This window comes from Paraplanobispora siamensis (assembly GCF_016863175.1).
GTDB classification, from domain to species: domain Bacteria; phylum Actinomycetota; class Actinomycetes; order Streptosporangiales; family Streptosporangiaceae; genus Planobispora; species Planobispora siamensis.
On sequence record NZ_BOOJ01000002.1, the window covers coordinates 80780 to 106850 of the forward strand.

20 protein-coding genes are annotated in these 26071 nt (G+C 72.3%); 10 read left to right on the plus strand and 10 right to left on the minus strand.

Annotated elements, in window-relative coordinates; all coding sequences use genetic code 11:
* Positions 1-6: 6 nt before the first annotated feature.
* The 4 genes from Psi01_RS00600 to Psi01_RS00615 form a co-directional block, all read right to left on the minus strand.
* On the minus strand, positions 7-159 hold the full coding sequence (locus Psi01_RS00600) for a hypothetical protein (RefSeq protein ID WP_204061893.1): 153 nt from the start codon (positions 157-159) through the stop codon (positions 7-9).
* 46 nt (positions 160-205) lie between these two features.
* On the minus strand, positions 206-355 hold the full coding sequence (locus tag Psi01_RS00605) for a hypothetical protein (RefSeq protein ID WP_204061894.1): 150 nt from the start codon (positions 353-355) through the stop codon (positions 206-208).
* A gap of 43 nt (positions 356-398) precedes the next feature.
* Positions 399-2645, minus strand: a complete 2247-nt coding sequence (locus Psi01_RS00610) for a peptidase domain-containing ABC transporter (RefSeq protein WP_204061895.1) — start codon at positions 2643-2645, stop codon at positions 399-401.
* A 126-nt stretch (positions 2646-2771) separates the two neighbouring features.
* A complete protein-coding gene (locus Psi01_RS00615; protein WP_204061896.1) occupies positions 2772-4940 on the minus strand; it encodes a beta-propeller domain-containing protein in 2169 nt (722 codons plus the stop codon).
* 85 nt (positions 4941-5025) lie between these two features.
* On the opposite strand from Psi01_RS00615, the gene Psi01_RS00620 reads away from it, so the two are divergent.
* The 3 genes from Psi01_RS00620 to Psi01_RS00630 are packed head-to-tail and all read left to right on the plus strand — an operon-like array spanning position 5026 to position 9748.
* Positions 5026-6591 (plus strand): succinic semialdehyde dehydrogenase, encoded by a 1566-nt coding sequence (locus Psi01_RS00620; RefSeq protein WP_204061897.1) that lies wholly within the window; start codon positions 5026-5028, stop codon positions 6589-6591.
* A 27-nt stretch (positions 6592-6618) separates the two neighbouring features.
* The gene (locus tag Psi01_RS00625) at positions 6619-8313 is read left to right on the plus strand and encodes a GMC oxidoreductase (protein WP_204061898.1); all 1695 of its coding nucleotides are present in this window, start codon (positions 6619-6621) and stop codon (positions 8311-8313) included.
* 58 nt (positions 8314-8371) lie between these two features.
* On the plus strand, positions 8372-9748 hold the full coding sequence (locus Psi01_RS00630; protein WP_204061899.1) for a pyridoxal phosphate-dependent decarboxylase family protein: 1377 nt from the start codon (positions 8372-8374) through the stop codon (positions 9746-9748).
* Between the two features lie 44 nt (positions 9749-9792).
* On the opposite strand, the gene Psi01_RS00635 is transcribed toward Psi01_RS00630, so the two are convergent.
* The 3 genes from Psi01_RS00635 to Psi01_RS00645 all read right to left on the minus strand — a co-directional run bounded on the left by Psi01_RS00635 (position 9793) and on the right by Psi01_RS00645 (position 12451).
* A complete protein-coding gene (locus Psi01_RS00635) occupies positions 9793-10497 on the minus strand; it encodes an alpha/beta fold hydrolase (protein ID WP_204061900.1) in 705 nt (234 codons plus the stop codon).
* A gap of 64 nt (positions 10498-10561) precedes the next feature.
* Positions 10562-11305 (minus strand): N-acetyltransferase, encoded by a 744-nt coding sequence (locus tag Psi01_RS00640; RefSeq protein WP_204061901.1) that lies wholly within the window; start codon positions 11303-11305, stop codon positions 10562-10564.
* Positions 11306-11377: 72 nt separating this feature from the next.
* Entirely contained in the window at positions 11378-12451 is a 1074-nt protein-coding gene (locus tag Psi01_RS00645; protein ID WP_204061902.1) for a DNA alkylation repair protein, read from the minus strand.
* Positions 12452-12536: 85 nt separating this feature from the next.
* Here Psi01_RS00645 and Psi01_RS00650 point away from each other — a divergent pair, with 85 nt between their 5' ends.
* Positions 12537-14051 (plus strand): DUF885 family protein, encoded by a 1515-nt coding sequence (locus tag Psi01_RS00650; RefSeq protein WP_204061903.1) that lies wholly within the window; start codon positions 12537-12539, stop codon positions 14049-14051.
* 204 nt (positions 14052-14255) lie between these two features.
* On the plus strand, positions 14256-15563 hold the full coding sequence (locus tag Psi01_RS00655; protein WP_204061904.1) for an APC family permease: 1308 nt from the start codon (positions 14256-14258) through the stop codon (positions 15561-15563).
* On the opposite strand, the gene Psi01_RS00660 is transcribed toward Psi01_RS00655, so the two are convergent.
* Both Psi01_RS00660 and Psi01_RS00665 read right to left on the minus strand, forming a co-directional pair.
* Positions 15526-16662, minus strand: a complete 1137-nt coding sequence (locus Psi01_RS00660) for a polysaccharide pyruvyl transferase family protein (RefSeq protein WP_204061905.1) — start codon at positions 16660-16662, stop codon at positions 15526-15528. The two genes, Psi01_RS00655 and Psi01_RS00660, sit on opposite strands and share 38 nt — an antisense overlap.
* A 79-nt stretch (positions 16663-16741) precedes the next feature.
* Positions 16742-17488, minus strand: a complete 747-nt coding sequence (locus Psi01_RS00665; RefSeq protein WP_204061906.1) for an SDR family NAD(P)-dependent oxidoreductase — start codon at positions 17486-17488, stop codon at positions 16742-16744.
* Between the two features lie 80 nt (positions 17489-17568).
* Between Psi01_RS00665 and Psi01_RS00670 the strand changes: the two genes are divergently transcribed.
* From Psi01_RS00670 to Psi01_RS00685, 4 genes are all read left to right on the plus strand, one after another.
* Positions 17569-18411: an SDR family NAD(P)-dependent oxidoreductase gene (locus Psi01_RS00670; RefSeq protein ID WP_204061907.1), complete on the plus strand. Its 843-nt coding sequence runs from the start codon at positions 17569-17571 to the stop codon at positions 18409-18411.
* 73 nt (positions 18412-18484) lie between these two features.
* Positions 18485-20059 (plus strand): glutamine-hydrolyzing GMP synthase, encoded by a 1575-nt coding sequence (guaA, locus tag Psi01_RS00675; RefSeq protein ID WP_204061908.1) that lies wholly within the window; start codon positions 18485-18487, stop codon positions 20057-20059.
* Positions 20060-20140: 81 nt separating this feature from the next.
* Positions 20141-21361, plus strand: a complete 1221-nt coding sequence (locus tag Psi01_RS00680; protein WP_239126874.1) for an acyltransferase family protein — start codon at positions 20141-20143, stop codon at positions 21359-21361.
* 51 nt (positions 21362-21412) lie between these two features.
* Positions 21413-22735 (plus strand): acyltransferase family protein, encoded by a 1323-nt coding sequence (locus tag Psi01_RS00685; protein ID WP_204061909.1) that lies wholly within the window; start codon positions 21413-21415, stop codon positions 22733-22735.
* On the opposite strand, the gene Psi01_RS00690 is transcribed toward Psi01_RS00685, so the two are convergent.
* Positions 22639-23502 carry a polysaccharide deacetylase family protein gene (locus Psi01_RS00690; RefSeq protein WP_239126876.1) on the minus strand — a complete coding sequence of 288 codons (864 nt, stop codon included), beginning with the start codon at positions 23500-23502 and terminating at the stop codon, positions 22639-22641. The genes Psi01_RS00685 and Psi01_RS00690 overlap by 97 nt on opposite strands.
* Positions 23503-23756: 254 nt before the next feature.
* Between Psi01_RS00690 and Psi01_RS00695 the strand changes: the two genes are divergently transcribed.
* Positions 23757-26042 carry a hypothetical protein gene (locus tag Psi01_RS00695; RefSeq protein WP_204061910.1) on the plus strand — a complete coding sequence of 762 codons (2286 nt, stop codon included), beginning with the start codon at positions 23757-23759 and terminating at the stop codon, positions 26040-26042.
* The last annotated feature ends 29 nt before the right edge of the window (positions 26043-26071 follow it).

The window sequence follows — 26071 nt, forward strand, 5'->3', positions numbered from 1 at the left end:
ACGCGGTCAGTCCTGGACGCAGACACCCGGGGGGTCGATCTGGGTGCCCCCTACGTCGATGACGAGGATCCGCGGCCGGCCGCCGCTGATGCCGTGCAGGGCGCTCTCGTCGAGTTCGTCGCCGACGGGTGCGAGGTCGTTCAGTTCGGTCCGGTTCATGACGCTGTTCCTCTCTCTGGAAAGGGCCGGCTCTCTCGGCCGCGGTTCAGTCCATCGCGCAGTAACCCGGCGGATCGACCTGGGTCAGCGCGATGAGCCTCGGCCGGCCGCCGTTGATGCCGTGCAGGGCGCTCTCGTCGAGTTCCTCGCCCACCGGCGTGATGTCCTCGATCCGGCTGCGTGCGTCGTCCTTCATGGTCACCTCCCTTCGCTTCGGGATTTCCTTGATCGAGAGGCTGTCAGGGCCGTCTTGGAAGCGACTTGTGAAGGGGTGCAAAGCCGCTGACCTCGCCACCGGCCTGCCTCCGGGCGAGCCGCGCGTAGTGGCCGCCCAGCCGGAGCAGCTCCTCGCGGGTACCGGTCTCGGTGATCCGGCCGCCGTCGAGCACGACGATCAGGTCCGCGTCGCGGACGGTGCTCAACCGGTGGGCGATCACGATGCGGGTCTGGGTGAGCGTGCCGAGGTTCGCGTCGATGGCCGCCTCGGTGTCGGCGTCGAGATGGCTGGTCGCCTCGTCCAGGAGGAGGATGTCCGGCCGGGTGAGCAGGGCCCTGGCCAGGGCGATGCGCTGCCGCTGCCCGCCGGACACGCCGCCCCCCTCCGTCAGGTGGGTGTGGTAGCCCATGGGCATGGCGGCGATGTCGTCGTGGACGTGGGCGAGCCGCGCCGCCTCGTGCACCCGGGCGGGGGACGCGTCGGGGTCCCCCAGGGTGATGTTGTCCAGGATCGTCCCGGTGAACAGGGCCGGTTCCTGCGTCACCACTCCGAACCGGCGGCGCAGCCGGCCCGCGTCCGCCCCGGACAGGAGGGCGCCGCCGTAGCGGATCTCCCCCTCGGCCGGCTCCAGCAGCCCCAGCAGCACCCTGGCCAGGGTGCTCTTGCCGGAGCCGGACCGGCCGACCAGGGCGACCTTCCGTCCGGGAGGGATCGTCAGGTCGATGCCGCGCAGGATCCACGGGCTCTCGGGCGTGTAGCGGAACCCGACCCCGCGCAGCCCGATCTCCGCCGGGCCGGTGGGGCGGGGAGCGGCGGAGGCGTCGGGTGAGGGCCCGGAGAGGTCGTCCCGCACGCCGGGTGAGGACCCGGAGAGATCGTCGTGGGAGCCGGGTTCCGGCCGGGTGTTCCACAGATCGGCCAGCCGTTCACCGTGCACCCGGGCGAGCTGCGCGCTGCGCAGGCCGCCGGTAAGCGCCGCCAGCGGGGCCAGGGAGGCCGCCGCCAGGGCCTGCAGGCCGAGCATGGCGCCCAGGCTGAGCTGATCGGTCGTGACCTGCCAGGCCCCTGCCCAGAGCAGGGCCAGGGGGGTGGCGAACCGCAACGCCGCCAGAGCGGAGTCCTGCAGGCCCTGAGCCGTCCCGTTGCGCCGCGCCCGCCGCATCTGCGTCGCGAGCAGCCGCGACCAGCGGCCGAGGACGCGTTCCTCGGCACCCACTGCTTTGATCGTCTCGATGCCGCGGACGCTCTCGATCAGCTGCCCCTGGGCCTCGTTGCGGGCCTCCATCTCCCGGTGGGTCAGGTCGGCGAGCCGGCGGTGGGTCGTGGTCAGCAGGATGACCTGCGCCGCCGCGAAGACCAGCAGGATCGCGCCCAGCAGCGGCGACCGTACGGTGACCACGAGGAGGTACCCGGCGGCGAGCGGTCCGTCCAGCAGGGCGGTCAGCGCCTGGCCGGTGAGGAGTTCGCGCAGCAGGGTCACCCCGGAGATCCGGGAGACCAGGTCGGCGGAGCCCCGGTGGGCGAAGAAGCGGAAGGGCACCGAGAGCAGGCGCCGGGCCAGCTCGTCCAGCAGGGTGGTGTCCGCGCGGGTCCGCAGCGTGATCAGCGCCCAGGACCGCGCCGCGCCGACGGCGAACTGGGCGGCGGCCGTCACCGCCATGCCCAGCCCGAGCAGGGTCGGCAGGTCCGTCTCGCCCGCGGTGAGCACCCGGTCCACGACCGTCTCGGTCACGGCGGGCAGCACCAGGCCCAGGGCCTGCAGGGCCAGGCTGAGCAGGATCAGCAGCGCCAGCAGGCCGCGATGGCGGCTGACGATCACCCGGAGATACCGGGACCACCAGCCAGCCCGGTCGCCGACGCGGCCCCTGCGGAAGTCCGCTCCCGGGCTGAAGGTGAGCGCCACCCCGCTGTAGCTCTCGGCGAAGTCGCGCGGGGCGAGGCCCACACGTCCCAGCGCGGGGTCGATGATCCCGATTCGGCCGGAGGAGACCCGCTCGACCACGACGAAGTGGCTGTGCCGCCAGTACACCACCGCCGGCAGCGGAAGCTCGGCGATCCGCTCCGCGGGCACGGAGGCCGCCCGGGTGGTCAGGCCGTGCGCCCGGGCGGTGCGGACCAGGGTCAGCGCGCTGACCCCGTCCCGGCCGATGCCCATCTCCTCGGAGAGGGCGTAGACGGGGACGCGCCGCCCGTGCGTGGCGAGGATCATCGCCAGGCAGGCGGCGCCGCATTCCACCATGCTGTGCTGGAGTACGACCGGAACCTTCATGGACCGGCAGTCTCCGGCAGTCGTCTTGGATCCGGCTTGCGACTGACTCGATCATGCCGCGCCCCCGGGGGTGGGGTCCGGGGGCGCGGGGGCCGGGGTCGTACGGCGGGGCCGTACGGGGGTGGGTCAGTCGAACGGGATCCAGGCCTGCTCGGCGAGGTCGGACATGGAGTTGATCTTGAGACCGAGGTCGGAGACCGTCCAGAGGCTGTCACCGATCACGACCGAGCGGCGGATGCCCGGGTCGTAGGGGGCGATGCGGGTGTTCTCCACCGGCTTGGGCGCGGGGTGCAGGATGGTGCCGGTCTTGTCGATGGCGGAGTCGCCGATCTTCAGGACCAGGGCGGCGCCGTTGGTCTGCTCGGTGCCGGTCCAGGTGCTCAGCGGCAGGACGGCCGTGCCGGTCTTGGCCCAGTACAGGAAGGCGTGCGGGTCCCACTCGGCCTCGGAGCCGGAGTCCTTCTGGAACAGCTGCGACAGGCGGCGCGGAGCGGCCGGGTCGCTGACGTCGAACAGGGAGACCTGGGTGCCGAGCGTGCGGCCCTGCTCGCTGGCCTCCTGGCCGATGCCGATCAGCCGCCCCTCACCGGCCGGGTGCAGGTAGGCGGAGTATCCGGTGATCTTCAGCTCGCCGGTCTTCCGCGGCGCGGCGGGGTCGCGCAGGTCGAGCACGTAGAGCGGGTCCACCTGCTTGAACGTCACCACGTAGCCGACCGGGCCGATGAACCGGACCGAGTAGATCCGCTCGCCCTCGCCCAGCCCGCCGATCTCGCCGACCTTGGCCAGCGTGCCGGCGTTGAGCACGTACACCGCGCTGGAGCTGCTCTTCTCGGTCTCCGAGGTGGTCGCGACCCGCAGGTTCCCCTCGTGCTCGGACAGGGAGTACTGGTTGAGCAGCCTGCCGGGCACCTTGCCCGAGGTGACGTAGCGGGGCGCGCCCGGCGCGGTGATGTCGAACCGGTGCACCTCGGTCTCCTCCGGAGGCTTCACCGGGGTCTCGGCGGGCTCGGACGTGGCGGAGGGGACCGGGTCGGGGACGCCGGTGGTCTCGTTGTCCGGCTCGGGGTTCCGGGTGGAGGTCGGGTCGTCCGGCGAGGTGGCGGTGGCGGTCGGGTCCTGCGGCTGCGGGGTGACGCTCTCCTCGGCCGGGGTCGGCTCAACCTTCGGCGGCACCGCCTCACCGGAGGAACTCCCCGAGGAGCTCGCGGTGGGCGTGGCGGCCGGCTCCTCCTCCAGGATGACGTCGACCGGCATCGCCCACCCCGAGCGCGGGTTGCTGGTCACGTACAGGCTGGAGCCGGTGCCGTAGACCGTGTCCCCGTCGGCGGCCACGCTGATCGGCGCGCTGGCCGACAGGGCCTGGGCGCCCTGGGCCAGGTCGAGGGTGTGCACCGTCACCATCGAGGTGCCGGTGTACTCCTGCGGGTGGCTGACCTGCTCGCAGGCGACGGTGTTCTTCACCGTCGTGCCCGCGGCGTCGGCGACCTCGAACTTCGGCAGCCACGCCTCCAGCGGCGCCGCCTTGACGACCTCGACGTTCTTGCGGGTCCGCTCGGTCTCGGTGGCGTCGGGACCGGCGTCTGGGAAGGTGATCTGGGGCTGGCTGCGCACCACCAGCCGCACCGTCGAGCCGACCATCCTGGCGTCCACGTGCGAGCCCTCGGGGGTGATCGAGCCGAGCACCTTCGGCTCACCCGACAGATCGACGAGCACGTAGCGCGGGCCCGGGCTCGGGGCGACCTTGGCGGTCGCGCCGTAGGGGATGATCCCGCCGCCGGAGAACAGCACCAGAGCCCGGTCCCCACTGACCAGCAGGTCCGCCGGGGCCCAGGCCTGTTCGGCGTCCACCAGCTTCAGCGCGCCGGTCACCTTCCTGGTCGCGGTGTCCACCACGCGCAGCACGCCCCGGTTCACGGTGATCACCCGGTTGCCGTCGGTCTTGACCAGGTCCGGCTCGTCCACCCCGGCCTCGTGCGTGTTCGTGGTGGAGTGCTCGGGGGCCTCGGCCCGCTTGCCGGCCGCCGCGGTGTCCTCCGCCCCGATCGCCGTGCGGTACATCAGCTGCGGCCCGCCGATGCCCCACGGTCCCACGTGCTTGGCCGTCGCCTCGCGCAACCCGGCCAGCATGTCGTCACACCCGCTGTAGGAGACCAGTTTCACATTCCCCAGATCCACCGGTGTCGTACGGCTCGCGCCGGGCTCCGTCCCGGCGGAACTGCACGCCGTGGCGAGCAGGGCGGTGGCAAGGGTGACGGCGCTCCCGTTGCGGACGGCCGTACGAATCGATGTCCTCATGCCCCCATGACGGATAGAGGTGCCGAGTGGTTCAGGTGGCTACCGGCCAGTAGCCGCAGGAGCGTTCGCCGAATATTCTTCGGGCATGGCTGCCACTCTCGGAGCGACCCGTACCCTCGACCCCCTCATGATCGAACGTGTCGTCCGGCACGTGACCTCCGGCGGCAAGACGCAGGTGGTCCTCGCCCCGTTCACCGGGGAGACCCTCGCCGAACTGCCCGTCTCCACCGCCGAGGACGTCCGCGCCGCCCACGCCGCGGCGCGCCGGGCGCAGCGGGAATGGGCCGCGCTGCCGGTCCGGGAGAGGGTCAAGCCCTTCCTGCGCCTGCACGACGCCCTGCTCGACCGCCGCGAGGAGATCCTCGACGTGGTGCAGTGGGAGACGGGCAAGGCCCGCAGGCACGCCTTCGAGGAGGTCCTCGACGTCGCGGGCTGCACGCTCTACTACGCGCGCCGGGCCCCGGGCCTGCTGGAGCCCAAGCGGCGCGGGGGCGTCTTCCCGCTGGCCACGAAGGTCGTCGAGACCCGCCACCCCAAGGGCGTGGTGGCGCTGATCTCCCCCTGGAACTACCCGCTGTCGCTCGGCGTGACGGACGTCGTCCCGGCGCTGCTGGCGGGCAACGCCGTGGTGCACAAGCCCGACACCCAGACCGCGCTGTCCACGCTGTGGACGATCGACCTGCTGGTCTCCCTCGGCATGCCCCGCGAGATCTGGCAGGTCGTGCTGGGCGAGCCGGCCGAGATCGGCGACCCGCTGCTCGACGACGCCGACTACGTGGCCTTCACCGGCTCCACCCGGGGCGGCAGGAAGATCGCCGAGGAGGCGGCCAAGCGGCTGATCGGCTGCTCGCTGGAGCTCGGCGGCAAGAACCCGATGATCGTGCTCGACGACGCCGACCTGGACGTGGCCGCACAGGGCGCGCTGCGCGCCTGCTTCACCAACGCCGGGCAGCTGTGCATCTCCATCGAGCGCCTCTACGTCCACGACTCCGTGCACGACGCGTTCGTGGACAAGTTCGTCCGGCAGGCCAGGAACATGAAGCTCGGCTCCGGCCTCGACTGGAACGTGCAGATGGGCTCGCTCACCTCGCGCCGCCAGCTGGAGGCGGTGAGCGCGCACGTGGACGACGCCGTGGCCAAGGGCGCCCGGGTGCTCGCGGGCGGGAAGGCCCGTCCCGACGTCGGGCCGCTGTTCTACGAGCCCACGATCCTGGCCGACGTGGACGAGACCATGGACCTGTGCCGCGAGGAGACCTTCGGCCCGGTCGTGTCGATCTACCGGTTCTCGGACGAGGACGAGGCGGTGGAGCGGGCCAACGACACCGTCTACGGCCTCAACGCCTCCGTCTGGACCCGCGACGTGGCGCGCGGGCGCGCGCTGGCCGCCCGGATCAAGGCCGGGACCGTCAACGTCAACGAGGGGTACGGCTCGGCCTACGCCTCCTACGACGCGCCCATGGGCGGCATGAAGTCCTCCGGGATCGGGCGCCGCCACGGGGCCGAGGGCCTGCTGAAGTACACCGAGTCGCAGAACATCGCCAGCCAGGCCCCCTGGCTGGGCTTCGAGCCGATCTTCGGCATGACCTACGACAAGTACGCCGACACGCTCGCCGGCCTGCTCAAGACCATGAAGAAGCTCCACCTGAAGTAAGCGGGGACGGCCGGAGGGAGGTCGCGGATGTTCAACTACGACGTGCTGGTGATCGGGTCCGGGTTCGGCGGGAGCGTGGCGGCGCTGCGGCTGACCGAGAAGGGCTACGAGGTCGGCGTGCTGGAGGCCGGCCGGCGCTTCGACGAGCGCACGCTGCCCAGGACCTCCTGGCGCCTGCGCGACTTCCTGTGGGCGCCCGGCCTCGGGCTCAAGGGCATCCAGCGCATCCACGTGCTGCGCGGCGGCAAGGGCTCGGGCGTGATGGTGCTGGCCGGCGCCGGGGTCGGCGGCGGCTCGCTGGTGTACGCCAACACCCTGTACGAGCCGCTGGACCCGTTCTTCGCCGATCCCCAGTGGGCGGGCATCACCGACTGGAAGGCCGAGCTGACGCCGTACTACGACCAGGCCAGGCGCATGCTGGGCGTGGTGGTCAACCCGACGCTGACCCGGGCCGACGAGGTCATGCAGAAGGTCGCCGCCCGGATGGGCGTGGCCGACACCTTCCACCGGGCCCCGGTCGGCGTGTTCTTCGGCACGCCGGGGGTGGAGGTCGACGACCCGTACTTCGGCGGGGCCGGGCCGCGCCGTACCGGCTGCACCGAGTGCGGCGAGTGCATGACCGGCTGCCGGCACGGCGCCAAGAACATGCTGATCAAGAACTATCTGTACCTCGCCGAGAAGGCCGGGGCCAGGGTGCACCCGGAGACCACGGCCGTCTCGGTCCGGCCCCTGCGCGCGGGCGGGTACGAGGTGGAGGTGGCCAGGACCGGGCAGCCCTGGCGGCGCCGTACGCTCACCGCCGGGCAGGTGGTCTTCGCCGCGGGGACGTACGGCACGCAGCGCCTGCTGCACCGGATGCGGGCCGGCGGGAGGCTGCCCCGGATCTCGGACCGGCTGGGGGCGCTGACCCGGACCAACTCCGAGGCGCTGCTCGGCTTCGAGCGCCTGTCCGTCAAGGGCGAGAAGCTCAACCACGGCGTGGCGATCACCTCCTCCATCCACCCCGACGCGCACACGCACATCGAGCCGGTCCGCTACGGGAACGGCTCCAACGCGATGGGCCTGCTGCGCAGCCTGCTGATCGACGGCGGGGGCGCCCCGCGCTGGCTGAAGTTCCTGGGCGAGGCCGCCCGACGCCCGCACCTGGTGCCGCGGCTGTTCAACCACCGCCGCTGGTCGGAGCGCACGATCATCGCGCTGGTCATGCAGGCCAAGGACAACTCCATCACCCTGTCGGCGCGCAGGGGCCTGCTCGGCTGGAGGCTGCGCTCGCGGCCGGGCCACGGCGAGCCCAACCCGACCTGGATCCCGGCCGGCCACGAGTTCGTCCGGTACGCGGCCGAGGAGATCGGCGGCATGCCCGGCGGCTCCTGGCTGGACCTGTTCGACATCCCGGCCACCGCGCACTTCCTGGGCGGCTGCGCCATCGGCGCCACGCCGTCGGAGGGGGTGATCGACGCCTACCACCGAGTGTACGGGCACGAGGGGCTGCACGTGGTGGACGGCTCGGCGATCTCGGCCAACCTCGGGGTCAACCCCTCGCTGACCATCACCGCCCAGGCCGAGCGGGCCATGGCGCTGTGGCCCAACAAGGGCGAGGCCGACGCCCGCCCGGCGCCGGGATCGCCCTACGTCCGGCTGGCCCCGGTGGCGCCGGGGAACCCGGCCGTCCCGGCCGCCGCCCCGGGCGCGCTCCGCCTGCCGATCGTCGAGGTGACCTGAGGGACGCACCCGCGGACCTGGGCGCCGGTCGCGCCGGGGCATCCGGCACAATCCCCGTGTGATCTGGAACGTCGAGGAGTTCACCCGCGCCGCGGGCGTGACCGTCGAGCGGCTGGCCGCCTACGTGGAGGAGAGCCAGCGGGGGCTGCCGCCCGTCATCGCCCGCCGCCCGCCGCGGGAGCTGGCCGAGCGGCTCGGCCTGACCCGGTGGATCCGCGAGGGCGGGATGACGCCGGAGGGGTACGCGGACTTCCTGGCCGGCTATCTGGCGGAGGGCACCCGGTTGCACCACCCGGCCTCCCTCGGCCATCAGGTCGCCTCGCCGGACTTCCCCGCGGCGCTGGCCGACTTCGTGCACGGCGCCGCCAACAACCCGATGGCGATCTACGAGATGGGCGCCTCCGCGGCCACCGTCGAGTTCGAGGTCCTGCGCTGGATGCTGGACAAGACCGGGTACGGCGAGGCGGGCGGCGGCGTGCTCACCCACGGGGGCTCGCTGGCCAACCTCACCGCCCTGCTGGCCGCGCGGGCGGCGGCGGCCCCGCGGGCGTGGACCGACGGGGTCCCCGGGGACCTGGCCGTGCTCGCGCCCGAGTCGGCGCACTACTCGCTCACCCGCGCCGCGGCGATCCTCGGCCTGGGGGAGCGGGCGGTCATGCCGCTGGACACCGACCCGCTGGGCAGGATCGAGGTGGCCCGGCTGCCCGAGGCGCTGGAGCGGGTACGGCGGGCCGGGCGGCGGCCGATGGCCCTGGTGGCGAACGCCTGCTCGACCGGGACCGGGCTCTACGACGACCTGCGCGGCATCGGCGAGTTCTGCGCCGCGCACGGCGTCTGGTTCCACGTGGACGGCGCGCACGGCGCCTCGGCGCTGCTGTCGGCCGGGCACCGGCGCCTGCTGGACGGGATCGGACTCGCCGACTCGATGATCTGGGACGCGCACAAGATGCTGCGCACCTCCAGCCTGGCGGCCGCCGTGCTGACCCGGCGGGAGAGCGACCTGGACGCGGCCTTCCGCCAGCGGGCCAGCTACCTGTTCTACGGCGACCAGGGCTTCGACCTGATCGGCAGGACGGTGGAGTGCAGCAAGGCCGAGCTGGGCCTGAAGGTGTTCCTCAACCTCGCCTGGCGGGGCGAGCGCGGCCTGGGCGACTACGTCGCGCGGCAGTACGCCGCCGCGCACCGCCTGTGGGAGCTGGGCCGGGAGCGGCCGGGCTTCGCCTTCCCCTACGAGCCGGAGAGCAACATCGTCTGCTTCCGGTACGGCACCGGCGACCAGGTGGAGATCCGCGAGCGCCTGATGGACGACGGCGCCTTCCACCTGACCTCGGCCGAGATCGGCGGGGTCCGGCACCTGCGGGCGACCGTCATGGCCCCGGCGACGGACGACAAGACGCTGGAGGCGCTGCTCGACCGGATCGCCGGGACGTCCTGAGGCGTCCCGAGGGGTCCCGAGGCGTCCCGAGGCGTCCCGAGGCGTCACAGCCAGTCGTCGATCGAGGTCATGAAGCCGTCGAACAGGTGCCGGTGCACGGTGTGCTCGGCGCCCGGCACGATCCGGACCTCGAAGCCCCGCTCCTTCAGCTCCGCGGCGAAGCCGGACGGGACGAGGAAGCTGGGGTCGGCGAGCTGGACCAGGGAGGGGACCACCGGCTCCGGGGTGAAGTCCCGGCCGGAGAACCCGCCCAGCGCGAGCGCGGTCACGACGTCCCAGGACTCCAGCATCTCCAGCTCGACCTCCACCTCCTCGGCGGGGAAGTCGGGATGGGCGGCGGCGATCTGCTCGCGGGTGGCGTTCTTGCCCTGGGCGAGCATCTCGGTCATCGGCACGCCGTCGACGACGGGCAGCCGGAACGCGGGATCGGAGTAGATCGCCCGGGCCGGCCGCAGCCGCTCCACCGCCAGGCCGAGCGTCAGCCCGCCCAGCGAGTGGCCGATCGCCAGCTCCGGCTCCGCGGGCACCGACTCCAGCACCGAGGCCGCCAGCGCCTCGGGCGCGTAGTCCGCGTGGTCCCCGCCGCGGGGGCTGCCGCCGTGCCCGGGCAGGTCCACCGCGATGACCCGGTAACCGCGCCCGGCCAGCGCGGGACCCACCCGCCACCAGCACCGGGAGTCGGCCATGATGCCGTGGACCAGCACGGCGACCCGGTCGCCCGATCCCCATTCGCGTGTGTTGAGCTTCATACCGGCCTTCTCCTCGATCTCTTCGACGAACCGATCTGACGGAGAGTACGGCGACCGCCCCGGCTCAGGTCAGGGAGTGCCGGATCCAGACGTTGGGCTCGACGTAGACGGCGTGATCGTGATCGAGGTCGCAGTGGACCGGGACGAGGGCTCCCGGCACCTCGACCTCGCCGCTCGCGTCGAAGGGCAGGCCGGTCCACCCGCGCCACTCGGCGAGCGTGCCGGAGATCGTCATCGAGCGGGGCGCCACCTTCACGATCTCGCCGCCGGCGCGGACGTGCACGCGCAGCCACGGGTCGGTCGGCAGGCCGTCGGGCCGGGTCCGCACGGCGTACTCCGCCATCGGGGCGCGCGGCTCAAGGTGCTTGGCGTTCGGCCGCACCGGGGCCAGCAGCTCGGTGAACCCGAGCCGGGCGGCGTTGTCCCGCAGCGCGCCGAGCATGACCGGCGACAGGCCCTTGCCCTGCAGGTCGGTATTGACGGTGATCTCCAGGGCGGTGACCCTGCCGGGGGTCTCACCGGTCCGCCGGGTGTGCCAGGCCCGCAGGATCGCGTCGTCCCAGCCGCCGTCCGGCAGCTCGTCGCGCGTCCAGACGAACGGGACGCTGAACGCCCTGGCCACCACGCGCCCGGGATCGGCGTCGTCGTCGGCGACCAGGACGAACTCCGGATAGGCGGTCTCGCAGACGTCGTAGAAGAGATTCGCCATCGGGTCGTGGAGCATGAACTCCGGCCAGGGGGTGTCCATCGCCCAGATCGCCCCGGCGAGTTCCGGGCGTTCGGCGAGAGTGGTGATTCTCAAGGCCATACGGGCATCCTCGCAGCCCCCGGATCCGAGGTCACCGGCCGCGGTCAGGGTGACCCTTTCAGGACATCTCGGTCAGGGCGCCTCGGTCAGGGTGAAGGGGGCGCTCGCCCGGACCGTGCCGTTGACGACGATCTCCAGCACGCGGGGTCCCGGGGGCTCGGTGCGGGTGGTCACCGGGCGGAACGAGTGGGACTTCGTGACCGTGACCGCCTCGTCCGCGGCCTCGGCCCGGCGCTCGCCGAGATGGAAGACGCGCCGCGAGCCGTCGCGCCGGATCGCGTATTTGAGCACGAGCGGCCCGGGGGAGCCGGCCGTGAGCGTGACCGTGAACCGCAGGCGCTCCCCGACGGCCACCCGGTCGGCGTCGAGCACCAGGTCCCGCACCGACCCGCCGCCCGGGGCGGCGCCCACCAGCTCCAGGCCGCCGGGATGCCCCGCGCGCAGCAGGCCGCGCACGGCGTGGCGCAGGACCCTCTCGACGTGGGAACCGCCCTCGGAACGCCAGCGGCCGAGCAGCTCGACCGCGACGCCGGGGTGGTCCTTGGCGATGTCGTTGACGTGGTTGGCCACCGATCGCCGGACGTATTCGCTGGGGTCGTCGCGGAGCCGGTCGAGGATGGGCAGGGTCGGGCCGGGCTCCATCAGCCACCGGACCCGCGTCGCCCAGGGCAGCCGGGGGCGCGACCCCTCCGAGGCCAGGCGCCGCAGGTGCTCGTCGGGCGACTCGGCCCAGCCGTACATGATCTTCAGGGCGTCCTCGCCGTGCCGGTCGAGGTAGGGCCGGACGGCGAACTCTCCCGTGGCGTACGGCGTGAGCGCGGCGAGCGTGGTCATCGCCTCGTCGAGGTGGTCCAGGCCGTGCCCGGCGACGTGGTCGGTGGCGGGCCAGCCGCTCCACATGTCCAGCCGGACGCGGGCGGCGGCCTCGCGGAGGATCCCGGCGGCGTGCGGGAACGCCGGGGGCAGCGCCCCGCCCAGGGCCCGGGCGACGTGCCGGACGCGGTCCTTCAGCTCCAGGCCGGCCAGCCCGGCGGTCGCCTCGGCGACGAACCGGTCGCGGGGGAACGGCGCCCAGGCCGCCGTCACGCCGTCGGCGAGCAGCCCCACGGAGGCGGTGCCGATCATCTCTTTGAGGGGTTGCGCCATGGCGGGTACGGTGCCACACCGCCCCGACATTTCCGGCGGCGGCTCCCGGTCGAGGACCGGGAGCCGCTGGGATAGCGTCGGCCGCATGACCGAACTCGACTCCCGCCTGCGGGCGGTGTGCGACCTGAGTGTCGCGGGATCCCGGGAGATGGCCGGACGCCACGAGTACGACGGGACGATCCAGGACCTGTCGCCGGAGGGAGTGCGCGCCGGGCTGGCCGCGCTGGGCCGCGGGCCGTCGCCGGACGATCCCTACGACGCCGCCCACCTTGAGGTCTTCGAGGAGTCCTTCCGGGTCAGGTACGGCGAGCTGGAGCTGTACCGGCGCAGCCCGATGGACCACCTGGAGGGCATGGACCTGGCCACCTACGACCGGGAGTACGCCCCGGAGGCCGAGCGGGACGCCGCCCGGCTGGCCCACCTGGCCCGCTGGCCCGAGGCGGTGGACAACGCGATCGCCGCGCTCGACCGGCTCAGCGCGCCGGTCGCCGCGTCCCTGCTGGGGGCGGCGCGCGGCCTGGCCGCCGGGGTGCCGCGGGAGGCGGACGACGCGGTGCGCAAGGCGGCGCTGAAGGCCCACGCCCGCCTGGTCGAGCACATCGAGGAGGCCTCGCGGTCCGGCGACCCCGACGCGTCCCTGGGCGCGGCGGGCCTGACCAGGCTGATGAGCGCGGACGAGGGGATCCCGGTCGACCTGGGGCGGCTCGCCGAGCGGGCCGACGCCGAGCGCGACCGGCTCATGGAGCGGCTGACCGAGTCGTGCGCGAAGCTGGGGCACGGAGGCCGGCCGCCGCTGGAGGTCTGCCGCGAGCTGGTCCGCGACCACCCCGGCATCGACGGCGTGATCGACGCCGCCCGGGAGGGCACCGAGCGGGCGATCGCCTTCACCCGGGAGCGGGACCTGGTCCCCTACCACGACGGCGAGTGCCTGGTCGGCATCGCGCCCGAGTCGCGCCGGTGGGCCATGGCGATGATCAGCTGGGCCGCCCCGGGCGAGCCGGAGGCCCCGTCGTGGTACCACATCACCCCGCCCGACCCCGCCTGGCCGGAGAACGAGATCGAGGAGTGGCTGGAGGTCTTCAGCGCCACCACGCTTCCGGCGATCAACGTCCACGAGGTGGCCCCGGGGCACTTCTCCCACAGCCGCGCCCTGCGCCACGCCCGCTCCGACGTGCGCCGGACGCTGATGTCGCTGGCGTTCGCGGAGGGCTGGGCGCACTACGCCGAGGAGCTCTGCGTCGAGGAGGGCTTCGCCCCCGACGACCCGCGCTTCGAGATCGGGGTGTGGCTGGAGGCGCTGATCCGGGTCACCCGGATGGCCTGCGCGATCGGCGTGCACACCGGGGCGATGACGGTCGAGGAGGGCGCCCGCCGCTTCGAGGCCGACACCCACATCACCGGCCCGGCCGCGCTGTCGGAGGCCCGCCGCGCCACCTTCGATCCGACCTACGGCCGCTACACCTGGGGCAAGCTGGAGATCCTCGATCTGCGCGAGCGGGCCAGGGCCGAGTGGGGCGCGTCCTTCACGCTCAAGCGCTTCCACACCGCCATGCTGGAGCTCGGCTCCCCGCCCCTGGGCCTGCTGCCGCGGGCGCTGTGACATCGCGGGTGCCGTGACATCGCGGAGGCTGTGACCCCGCGGGGGCCGTGACACCCGTTCCCGCCGGCCCTTCTCACCCACGCCGGGTGATCCCGGGCCCCGGCCCCGCCGGGAGCCTGGGAGGGCCGTGGCGACGGCCGGTTGCCGCCGCGTCCGGCGGCGGGAGGCGGTCACGGCGACCGTGTCCGGTGGCGGGAGGCGGTCATGGCGACCACAGACGAGAAGCGGCAGTTCACGATCTTCCAGGCCGCGTTCATCGGCCTGGGGGCGATGGTCGGCGCGGGGATCTTCGCCCTCCTCGGGGCGGCGGGCGAGGTCGCCGGCGCGGCGGTGTGGCTGTCGTTCCTGCTGGCGGGCGGGATCGCGGCCCTGCACGGATACTCCTTCGCCAAGCTCGGCGCGAAGCATCCCTCGGCCGGCGGGATGCTCGAGTACATGGCGCGGGGCTTCGGGAACGGGCACGTCACGGCCGTCACCGCCTGGCTCGTCTACGCGGCCAACGCGATCGTCACCGCCATGGTGGCGGTGACCTTCGGCAGCTACGCGAGCGCGGTCGTGGCAGGTCAGGACCAGACGTGGGCCAAGGTGTTCTCCTGCCTGCTCGTCGTCGCGATGACGGCGCTGAACGTCGCGGGCTCGACGGCCGTCGCCCGGGTCCAGTCGGTGATCGTCAAGGTGGTCATCTCCATCCTCGTGGTCTTCGCGGTCGTCACGATCGCGAACATGGAGCCCTCGCTGCTGGCCCCGTCCGGCTATCCCGGCGTGCGGGAGATCGTCTCGAGCGTCGCGCTGACGTTCTTCGCCTTCCTCGGGTTCGGCGTCATCACCTTCACCGCCAAGGACCTCCCCGACCCCTCCCGCCAGCTGCCCCGGGCCATGTACCTGGCGCTGGGGATCGCCACCGCGGTGTACGTCGCCGTCGCGCTGGGGGTCTTCGGCACGCTCACCGTGGACGAGGTGGTCGCTTCGGGCGGGACGGCGCTCGCGGAGGCGGCGAAGCCGACCCTGGGCCAGTTCGGCTACGTCCTGATGGTCGTCACGGCGCTGTTCTCCACCTCCGGCGCGGTGAACTCGGGGCTGTACCCCTCCATCGGCCTGGCCGGATATCTCGCCTCGACCGGTCAGTTCCCGCCGGTGTTCGGGCGGTTCGTCGGGCGGCGCAAGGCGTCGGTGGGACTGCTGGTCATGGCGGGCGCGACCCTGCTCCTGGTGATCTTCTTCAACCTCAACAGCATCGCGTCGCTGGGCAGCGCCGTCGCCCTGCTGGTCTTCTCCACGGTCACGTTCGCGCACTTCAGGGTCCGGCGGGAGACCGGCGCGAGCCTGATCGTCCTGGTCGTCGCGGTGGTGTGCACGCTCGGGACGTTCGTGGTGTTCTGCGTCACGACGCTCGCCGAGGAGCCGGTCACGGCCCTCACGCTCGTCGCGATCGTCCTGCTGTCCGTCGTCATGGACCTGCTGTGGAAGCGGACCCTCAGATCACGGGGCGCTTCACCCGGGGCAGGCCGTTGACCTCCAGATAGTCGTTGAAGTTGTCGAAGAGCCCGCCGATGTGGTCGAAGAAGTCGTCGTAGCCGATCAGCGACCTGATCTCCCCGACGCCCATGTCCCGGACGGTCTCGACGGGTACGGCGGGCAGGTGCAGGAAGTCCGTCAGCTCCCGCGTCCTGGCGTCGTGGGTCAGCCACAGGGCCGGCCTGCCGCTGAGGACCGACGCCATGTTGACGTGGAACCTGGTGCCGTAGGTGAAGGAGACCGACTCACGGTTGAACTGGTACCAGGACTTCGTGTCCCGGAAGAGCCGGTATCTACGCTGGTAGTAGCTCTCCAGCTGGTCGCGGTTCCGTCGCGCGCGGCGGAGGCGGCGGGCGCGGTAGTCCTTGAGGAAGGACGGGATCCGGCCCTCCCCGCGGCCGCGGGTGACGTCGACGTAGAACTGGTGGCTGCGCCGGTTCGACGGCTCGACCAGGAACGTGTCGTTGCGGATGGCGTCGTGCAGCAGCCGCGTCTCGGTCTCCTCCTTGAACTTGGTTCCCGAGAACGCCGGACGGCCCTCGCCGTTCGAGAGGTTCCTGAGGTTCTTGCGGAGCCGGGCCAGCTGGTCCGGGCGGGAGAACAGCGACGGGCAGCCGACGACCTTGGTGTTGGTCACCCCGCATATCTGCTCCAGCGCCCTCCTGGTCGTCTCCCCCCGGACCCCGATGACCGCGCACCGGTCCTGCAGGTCGCGCAGCACGCCGGTCGCCTCGGCGGGCAGCGTCGCCCCGGTCAGGTCGTCGCTCTCGGCCTGGACGCCGAGACCGAAGATGACGATGGGCCTGTCGATCCGGTCCAGCAGTTCACGCAGCCGGAGGTAGGGGCTCGCATCGTCGGAGCCGAGCCTGAGGGTGTTCGCCATGGTGAACACCAGGTGGCTGCAGTGCCGGTTGACGAAGTCGGCGAACGAGGTCGCGCCGGTCAGCGACCGCCACTGACGGTCCAGGCGGTAGACGCAGTCGTCGAACATCTCGAAGGGCGCGTTGGCGTGGATCATGTTGCCGGAGTTCTCGGGATGCTCCAGAGGAAACTCCGGGGGCAGTTCGCGCCGGCAGCCCGCTACGGCGATGGCCATGCTTGTTCTTCCGTTCCCCCGTGGACGATGTCGCCCACTGTAACGATGTCGATACGGAGGGGATGCGGCTTTTTCCGGATCAGCGGTCGACGGCGGTGGCGCCGCCGTCGACGACCAGGTGGGCGCCGGTGATGAAGGACGCCTCGTCGCTCATCAGGAACCGCACGGCCGCGGCGACCTCCTCGGGGCGGCCGAGGCGGCCGGCGATCGCCTTCTTCCTGAACGCCTCCATGAAGCCCGGGTCGCCGCCGGTGGCGCCGACCAGCATCGGGGTGTCGATGTAGCCGGGGCAGACCGCGTTCACCCTGATCGGGGCCAGTTCGTGGGCCATGGAGCGGGTCAGGCCGAGCAGGCCGGCCTTGGAGGAGCAGTACGCCGGGACGAAGGCCTGGCCGACCAGGCCCTCGATGGAGGAGATGCCCACGATCGCCGAGCCCTCGTTGCCCCGCAGGTCCTCCAGGAGGACCTTGACCAGCAGGGCCTGGGCGCGCAGGTTGACGTTGAGCACCCGGTCCCAGGACGCCTCGTCGAGATCGCTGATCGCCGCGGGCCCGGCGATCCCGGCCGCGTGGACCAGGCCGCCGACCGAGCCGAGGGCGTCGCGGGTGGCGGCGAGCGCGTCGGGGAAGGCGGAACCGTCGGTGACGTCGACGGTCAGCCCGACGGCGGTGGCGCCGTTCATCGCGGCGAAGGAGGCCGTCTCCTTGGCGCCCGGGGTGTCCACGTCCCAGATGGCGACCGGCCGTCCCGTCTCGGCGAGCGCCAGCGCGCAGGCCCGCCCGATCCCGGACGCGCCTCCCGTGACGATGACTCCGGTCTGCGGCATGGGGCCTCCTCGACGCGTGATGATCCTCACGTTAGCTTGGGAACCAACCTAGCGATAGGTACGAGGCGACGGAGGCCGGGATGCGTGAACTGTCGGGCAGGGTCGCGGTCGTCACCGGAGCCGGCGGCGGCATCGGCCGGGCGCTCGCCTCGCGGCTGGCCGCCGAGGGCATGGCGCTGATGCTCGCCGACGTGGATCCCGGACCGCTGGCCGCGACCGCCTCCGAGGTGGAGGCCGCCACCGGCGCCACGGTCCTGACCCAGGTCACCGACGTCTCCGACGCGGCGGCCGTACGGCACCTGGCCGACCGCTCCTTCGGCGAGCTCGGCGCCGTCCACGTGCTGTGCAACAACGCCGGGGTCTTCCAGGGCGGACGGATGTGGACCCGCGAGCCGGAGGACTTCGCCTGGCTGCTCGGGGTGAACCTGTGGGGCACGCTGCACGGCATCCACGCCTTCGTACCCCGGATGATCGAGCAGGACACCGAGGGGCACATCCTCAACACGGTCTCGGTGGCGGGACTGTTCGCCGCGCCGCTGAGCGGGGGCTACTCGGTCTCGAAGTACGCCGCCCTGGCCGCCTCGCAGTCCCTGGCCCAGGACCTGCTGCTGGCCGGCGCCAAGCTCCGGGTGACCGCCCTGTGCCCGGGCGGGGTGCGCACGGACATCAACCGGTCGGAGCGGGTGCGGCCGGAGAACCTGCTCGTGGCCGGGCGCACCGAGGACGAGCGGCTCTCGGCGGACATCATCGACGGCCTGGTGGACAAGGGCATCGACCCGGCCGAGGTGGCCGAGGCCGCGGTGGCGGCCATCCGCGAGGAGCGCTTCCTGGTCCTCACCCATCCCCGTTACGCCGACGGCCTGCGCGACCAGACGGAGGCGCTGCTCTCGGGCGGTCTGCCCGATCTGCCGGTCTACGAGTAGACACCCGGGCGAGCGCCGGAACGGTCGCCGATACACTGACCCCACCGCTGCGCTTTTTCCCTGGGGGGTCTTGGTGTCAAAGTTCGACCCGTCGTCCGACCCGACGTTCGACACGGTCCTGGTCGTCGACTTCGGTGCGCAGTACGCGCAGCTGATCGCCAGGCGGGTCCGCGAGTGCCACGTCTACTCCGAGATCGTCCCCTCGACGATGCCGGTCGAGGAGATGATGGCCAAGAACCCCAAGGCCATCATCCTGTCCGGCGGCCCCTCCTCGGTCTACGCCGAGGGCGCCCCGCCGGTGCCGCACGGCCTGTTCGACACCGGGGTGCCGACCTTCGGCATCTGCTACGGCTTCCAGGCCATGGCCCAGGCGCTCGGCGGCACGGTGGCCAGGACCGGCGGCGCCGAGTACGGTGGCACCCGGCTCGACGTCTCCCGGGAGGGCGTGCTCTTCGCCGGTCTGCCGGCCCGGCAGGCGGTCTGGATGTCGCACGGCGACAGCGTCTCGGCCGCCCCGGAGGGCTTCGACGTCACCGCCTCCACCGCCGACACCCCGGTCGCCGCCTTCGAGAACCCCGGCCGGGGCCTGTACGGCGTGCAGTTCCACCCCGAGGTCCTGCACTCCGAGCACGGCCAGGCCGTGCTCAGGCACTTCCTGGAGGCCGCGGGCTGCCGCCCCTCCTGGACGATGCTCAACATCGTCGAGGAGGCCGTGGAGGCGGTCCGCGCCCAGATCGGCCCGGAGGGCCGGGCCATCTGCGGCCTGTCCGGCGGCGTGGACTCCGCGGTGGCCGCGGCCATCGTGCAGCGGGCCATCGGCGACCGGCTGACCTGCGTGTTCGTCGACCACGGCCTGCTGCGCAAGGGCGAGGCCGAGCAGGTCGAGCGCGACTTCGTCGAGGCCACCGGGGTCAAGCTCCGCGTGGTGGACGCCCAGGAGCGCTTCCTGAAGGCGCTGGACGGCGTGACCGACCCGGAGGAGAAGCGCAAGATCATCGGCCGCGAGTTCATCCGGGTCTTCGAGGACGAGGAGCGCGCCATCATGGCCGACGGCCCCGTCGGCTTCCTGGTCCAGGGCACCCTCTACCCGGACGTGGTCGAGTCCGGCGGCGGCACCGGCACCGCCAACATCAAGTCCCACCACAACGTCGGCGGCCTGCCGGAGGACCTGCAGTTCGAGCTGGTCGAGCCGCTGCGCGCGCTGTTCAAGGACGAGGTCCGCCGCGCCGGAGAGGAGCTCGGCCTGCCCTCCGCCATGGTCTGGCGCCAGCCGTTCCCCGGCCCGGGCCTGGGCATCCGCATCGTCGGCGCCGTCAGCCGCGAGCGTCTGGAGATCCTGCGCGAGGCCGACGCCATCGCCCGCGAGGAGCTGTCCCGGGCGGGGCTGGACCGCGAGATCTGGCAGTGCCCGGTGGTGCTGCTCGCCGACGTCCGCTCGGTGGGCGTGCAGGGCGACGGCCGCACCTACGGTCACCCGGTCGTGCTGCGTCCGGTCTCCAGCGAGGACGCGATGACCGCCGACTGGTCCCGCGTGCCGTACGACGTGCTGGCCCGCATCTCCACCCGGATCACCAACGAGGTCGCCGAGGTCAACCGGGTGGTGCTCGACGTGACGAGCAAGCCGCCGGGCACCATCGAGTGGGAGTGAGCCCCGGGATTCGACCGCGTATCCGATAGAGGATATGCGTTAGTCCTGTTTCGCGAAGTCAGGGCGGGTAAGTTGGGGTGGGTGTCTTCGACCGCCCTCGCCCGCCCCGGCCCGCCCCTGACCGTCACCCGCCTGGCGTGGTTGGACGCGCTGCGCGGCATCGGCGCGCTGGCGGTGCTGTTTGAGCACCTCCTGCCGTGGTTCATGCCGCAGCTGCGGCCGTACTGGTTCAACCTGGGCATGTACGGCGTGCTGGTGTTCTTCCTGGTCAGCGGCTACATCATCCCGGTCTCGCTGGAGGGCCGGGGGGACGTGCGGGCCTTCTGGGTCAGCCGGATCTTCCGCCTGTACCCGATCTATCTGCTGGTCGTGGTCTTCGTCCTGGTGACGGCCGTCTGGATGCCGGTCCGCGAGCACGTCCCGCGCGACCTCGCCTCGGTCTCGGCGCACCTGACGATGCTGCTGGACGTGGTGCACCTGGGCGGGCTGGCCGACACCATGTGGACGCTCTCCTACGAGATGGTGTTCTACCTGCTGGTCACCGCGCTGTTCGTGCACGGTCTGCACCGGCGCAGCGGGACCTTCGCGGTCGGCTTCGGCGCCGCGGCGGTCGGGGTCGGGCTGGTGCTGACGGCCCCGGTGCTGACCGGCTTCTGGCCCGCCTACGTGTCGGGCGCGGTGTTCGTGGCGGGCATGGCCTGCCTGCTGTCCGGCCGGTTCCGCACGGTGGCCGCCTCCGCCCTGGGCCTGATGGCCGTGACGCTGCTGCTGAGCAGCTTCACGCCGTGGTTCGCGGCGGCGATCCTGGCGGTGATGTTCACCGGGACCGCGATCCGCCGCTGGGAGCAGGGCACCGGGAGCCTGTGGCCGGTGGCCGCCGCGGCCGCGCTCGTGGCGCTGGCCCCGGTCTGGGCGGACCAGGCGCGCTGGTGGTGGGTGCAGCCGGACGTGTGGATCACCACGATGGTCCTGGCCGGGGCGACGTTCGCGCTCGCGATGGCCCTGCGGGAGCGCCGCCTGCCCCGCTTCCTGGTCTGGCTCGGCCTGATCAGCTACTCGCTCTATCTGCTGCACCATCCGCTGCTGCGGCTGACCTACGCCGTCCTCTACTCCGCCCTGGGCGACCTGCGCGTCCTGCCCGTGCCGGTGCAGGCGGCGCTGACGGCGGGCTTCATCGCGGCGATCCTGGGGCTGAGCTGGCTCACCTACCGCTACGTCGAGCTGCCCGCCCAGCGGTTCGGCAGGATCCTGGCCCACCGGGTGGCGCCGGCCGGGGAAGCTCCGGTCAAAGAGCGGGTATAGCCCTGGTCAATCGGCGCCGCCGCGCCGTACCCGCGTCAATAACGTGGGGCAATGCCAAGCCCTGAGACGCCATCTCCTCCCCTGCTGCCCGCTCCGCGGGACGGATCCCGGCCGATCCCCGGCAGCGGCCGCCACCGGGCCGGCGGGGCCGGTGCGCGGATGGGCTGGCTGGACGCGCTGCGCGGCATCGCCGCGACGGCCGTCCTGATCTCGCACATGCTCCCCTGGTTCGCCCCCGGGCTGACCCTGTCGTGGATCGCCCTGGGCACGGCGGGCGTCCTGGTGTTCTTCCTGGTCAGCGGCTACATCATCCCCGCCTCGCTGGAGCGCAGGGGATGCGTGCGGTCCTTCTGGACCAGCAGACTCTTCCGGCTCTACCCGCTGTACCTGGTGGCCATCCTCTTCGCTCTGGCCTGCGCGCCGCTCGTGCCGATCAACAAGGGCGTCGACCCGATCGCGCACATCACCATGCTGATGAGCACGGTGGGCTCGGCCAGGATCGTGGATCCGATGTGGACGCTGGCCTACGAGATGATCTTCTATCTGCTGGTGACCGCGCTGTTCGTGACCGGCACGCACCGCCGCAGCGGCCTGATCGCGATCCTGTGCATGGGGCTGGCGATCGCGGTGGGCGTGACGCTGGCCAACGGCCCGCTGGCAGGACCCCGCGGCCTGCTGTACGGCATGGCCCCGCTGGTCTCGCTGCTCCTGATCGTCGTGGGACTGGCGTGCGTGCTGTCGGGCCGGTCGCCCAGGATCGGCGCGCTGGTGCTGGGGGCGACCGCCCTCTGCCTGGTGGTCCTGGGGCCGGTGGACCCATGGCTGGGGCCCACCTTCCTGGCGGTGATGTTCGCCGGCACCGCGATCCACCGGTGGGAGCACGGCCGGCGAGCGGCGATCTGGGCCGTCCCCGTCGTGGCGGTCCTGGCGTGCCTGACCCCCTTCGTCTCCCACCCCGCGCCCAGCTGGACGGTGCCGCAGAAGTGGATCCCCACCCTGGCCGCCGCGGGCATCGTCTTCGCGATCGGCATGGCGCTGCGGCACCGCCGCGTCCCCGGGTTCCTCACCTGGCTGGGGCGGATCAGCTACTCGCTCTACCTGCTGCACTATCCGGTGCTGCTGCTGTTCGTGGCGGTCCTGGGGGACCCGAGGAAGTCCCCGGCGCTGTCGGCGGCGCTGGTCGCCGGCCTGTACCTCGCGGTGCTGTTCGGCCTGTGCGCCCTCACCTACCGCTACGTCGAGCTGCCGATGCAGCGCCTGGGACGTGTGCTGGCGGCTCAGCTGCCGTCGGTGGGCGACTCCGCGAAGTCCCCGGGGTCACCGGTGGGCGAGTCGGACGAGAGGTCCTTGTCCTCGGCGGCGCCCGCCGGGTAGATCGCGGCCGGCTTCAGGCTCTTGGCGCCGGGGAGCGAGGAGACCGCCACCAGGTGGTAGCCCTGCTTCTTCAGCGCGGCGACGAGCTTGGGCATCACCGTGACGGTCTGTTCGACCCAGTCGTGCATCAGGATGACGCCGTCGCGCTTGGCGTTCTTGAGCACCTCGTCGTAGATGGCCTTCTCGTTCTTGGTCGCCCAGTCGCGCGAGCCGCCGTTCCACAGGACGATCGGCAGCTTCATCTCGGCGGCGACCGTCTTGACGTCGTCGTCCAGCAGGCCGTACGGCGGGCGGATCGTCGTGGGGGCCTTGCCGGTGACCTTCTTGACGAGGTCCTGGGTCTTCTTCAGCTCCTCGCGGATCGTCTCCAGCGAGACCTGGGTGAAGTTCGGGTGGCTGTAGCTGTGGTTGCCGATGTCGTGGCCCTCGGTGACCATCCGCTTGGCGAACGCCGGGCGCGCCTTCACGTACTGGCCCTCGAGGAAGAACGTGGCCTTGGCGTCGTACTTCTTGAGGGTGTCGAGCAGCTTGTCGGCGTACTTGCCCGGACCGTCGTCGAAGGTGAGCGCGATGCACTTGACCTTGGCGCAGTCCACGGGCTTGGCCTTGGGGGCGGGTTTCGCCGTGGGCTTGGGGGTGGGCTTCGGCGTCTCCGCGCTCCAGGCGGCGGTCGGCATGGACAGCAGGCCGATGGCGCAACCCGCGGCGAGGATCATTCGGGCGGGGGACTTCATGAGGGGAACTCCGGTCAAATCGACGTCGGTCAAGTGGGCATCCTATCGAGACGCCTGTGGCCTTCCGGGGCGGAAGCGTCACGATGTGCTGTGAAAGACGCGTGGGACCACGCGGCGGGGCTCACTGATCCCCGCGGGTCAGGAGCGCGTAAAGGATCTTCAAGAGTTGGTCGCCACGCCCGGTCCGCGGTCCGGGTTTCATCAGACTTGCACGCATGACTGCGGCTCCACCTGTCGGTGATCCCGTATCCCGCCCACTCGGGTCACCGGGATACGTCCGGCTGGACGTGCCCGTGCAGGGCGGAGCGCACGCCGTCCGGGGACGCCGGAGGCGCGGCACCGCCGCGGTGCGGTGGCTCCCGGCGCTCGCCACAGCCGTCCTCGTCGTGCTCGTGCTGGGGTTCTACGACGTCTCCGCCGCGGACGCGGCCGCCTTCGCCGCGTATTTCGCGCTGGCGATCGCGCTGCCGGGCACGCTCGTCGCCCGCGCCCTGCGGCGCGGCGGCGGGCGCACGCTGGCCGAGGAGATCGCGGTCGGGACGGCGCTGGGATACGCGATCGAGGTGGGGGCCTACATCGCCGCCCGCGCCGCCGGGCAGCCGCTGCTCGTGGCGGTCTGGCCGGTCGCCACGTACGCGGCCTTCCTGGCCGTCCCCCGGCTGCGCCGGCACTGGAGGAGGGCGCCCGGTCCCCTGGCGCCCGTCTGGTGGTCGTGGTCCATCGCGCTGCTCCTGGCCTATCTGGTCGTCTGGAGCGCGACGGTCTTCCGGTTGCACGACGTGGCCCGGCCGGGGATCTGGGCGGCCGACCCCGACCTGATGTACCACCTGGCGCTCATCGGGGAAGTCAGACACCACATGCCCCCCACGATGCCCGCGGTCGCGGGGGAGCCGCTGCACTACCACTGGTTCGCCTACGCGCACTTCGCGTCGGCGAGCTGGCTGACCGGGATAGAGCCGCTGATCCTGGAGACGCGCCTGGCGATCATGCCGCTCATGATCGGGCTCGTCGTCCTGGTGGGGGTGGCCGGGCGGCGCATCACCGGGTCGTGGGCGGGAGGGGCGCTCGCCGCCGCGGGCACGGTCCTGGTCAAGACACCGAACCTGTACCTGGGGCTGAACCGGATGTTCACCTTCGGGAGCCTCGACACCACCTGGGCCAGCGCCACCCAGGCGTTCGGGGCGTTCCTGTTCGTCCCCGTGGTCCTCCTCCTGTTCGACCTGCTCGGACGGGGCCGCGGCGGCGCCGGACGCTGGCTGCTGTGGGGGATCCTCATGGTGGTGCTCTCCGGGGCGAAGGCCGCCTATCTTCCCCTGCTCGGCGGGGGACTGGCGGCGGTGATCGCCGCGGAGCTGGTCAGGAGGCGCCGGATTCACCTGCCCGCCGCGGCGGCGCTCGCGACGACCGGCGCGTGCTTCCTGTTCACGCAGTTCGTGATGTTCGGCGGCAGGCGGATGGGGATGGTGATCGATCCGCTCTACCACACGAGCCTGGCCTGGCGGGCCCTGACCGGTACGGGGCCCAGTTTCGAGGACTCCTTCACCGGGGTCCTGAACATGACGGTGATCTACCTGCTGTGCTGGGCGGTGGCCCTGTGCGGGGTCTTCGTGCTCCTGAGCCGGGCGCGCCCGCACCGGGAGCCCGGACTGCCCCTGATCCTGGGGATCGGCGCGGTGGGCATCGGCGGGACGCTCCTGTTCGCCTACCCCGGGATCGGCCAGGTCTATTTCGTCATGGGGGCGCATCCGTACCTGATGACGGCGGCGGCGTGCGGGATCGTCGTGGCGGTACGGCGGGCGCGGCCCTCATACCGGGCGGTGGCCGCCGCGGCCGCGGCCGGGGTGGCCGCGGCGTATGCGATACCCGTCCTGTGCGACGTCCGGGTGCCGCTGGAGCGGGGACAGGACGAGACGGTCCTGTACCGGCCGTACCTCGCGCTGCTGCTCGCCGCCGCGGTCGTGGCCGTCGCCCTGGTCGCCCTGGTGGGAAGGGCGCGGGCCGCGGCCCTGGTGGTCGTCATGCTCTCGGCCGTCAGCCTCCCCACGGATCTGCACACGCGCGTCCTGCCCGCGGTGAAGACGGTCGTGGAGCACGGCCCGCGCCGGATGAACGTGCCGGTGAGCGAACAGATGATGCCGCCGCGCGCGCTGACCGCGCTGCGGTGGCTGCGGGACCACTCGCACCCGGACGACCTGGTGGCCACCGACGTCCACTGCGAGTCGGAACGCGTGTTCATGTGCGAGAGCCTCAGTTTCTGGACCTCGGCCTACGCCGAGAGGCGGGTGCTCCTGGAGGGCTGGGCGTTCACGGCCAGGAACATGGAGCACTGGCGGCCGGGCAGGCCGGTGAGCGCGCCGTACTGGGACCGGGAGCGGCTCCTCGCCAACCGGAGGGTCTTCGAGGACCCCTCGCCGTCCGCGGTCCGGCACCTGGCGGAGCGGTACGGCGTGCGCTGGCTCTTCGTCGACGAGCGGTGGTCGAGGGCGGCGGCGCGCCTGGACGAGGTCGCGGTGCCCCGGTTCCGCTCCGGGAACTTCTCCCTCTATGCACTGCCCTCCGCCGCAGGGCAATGAATTCCTAAAGGAATGGACGACGGACGGAC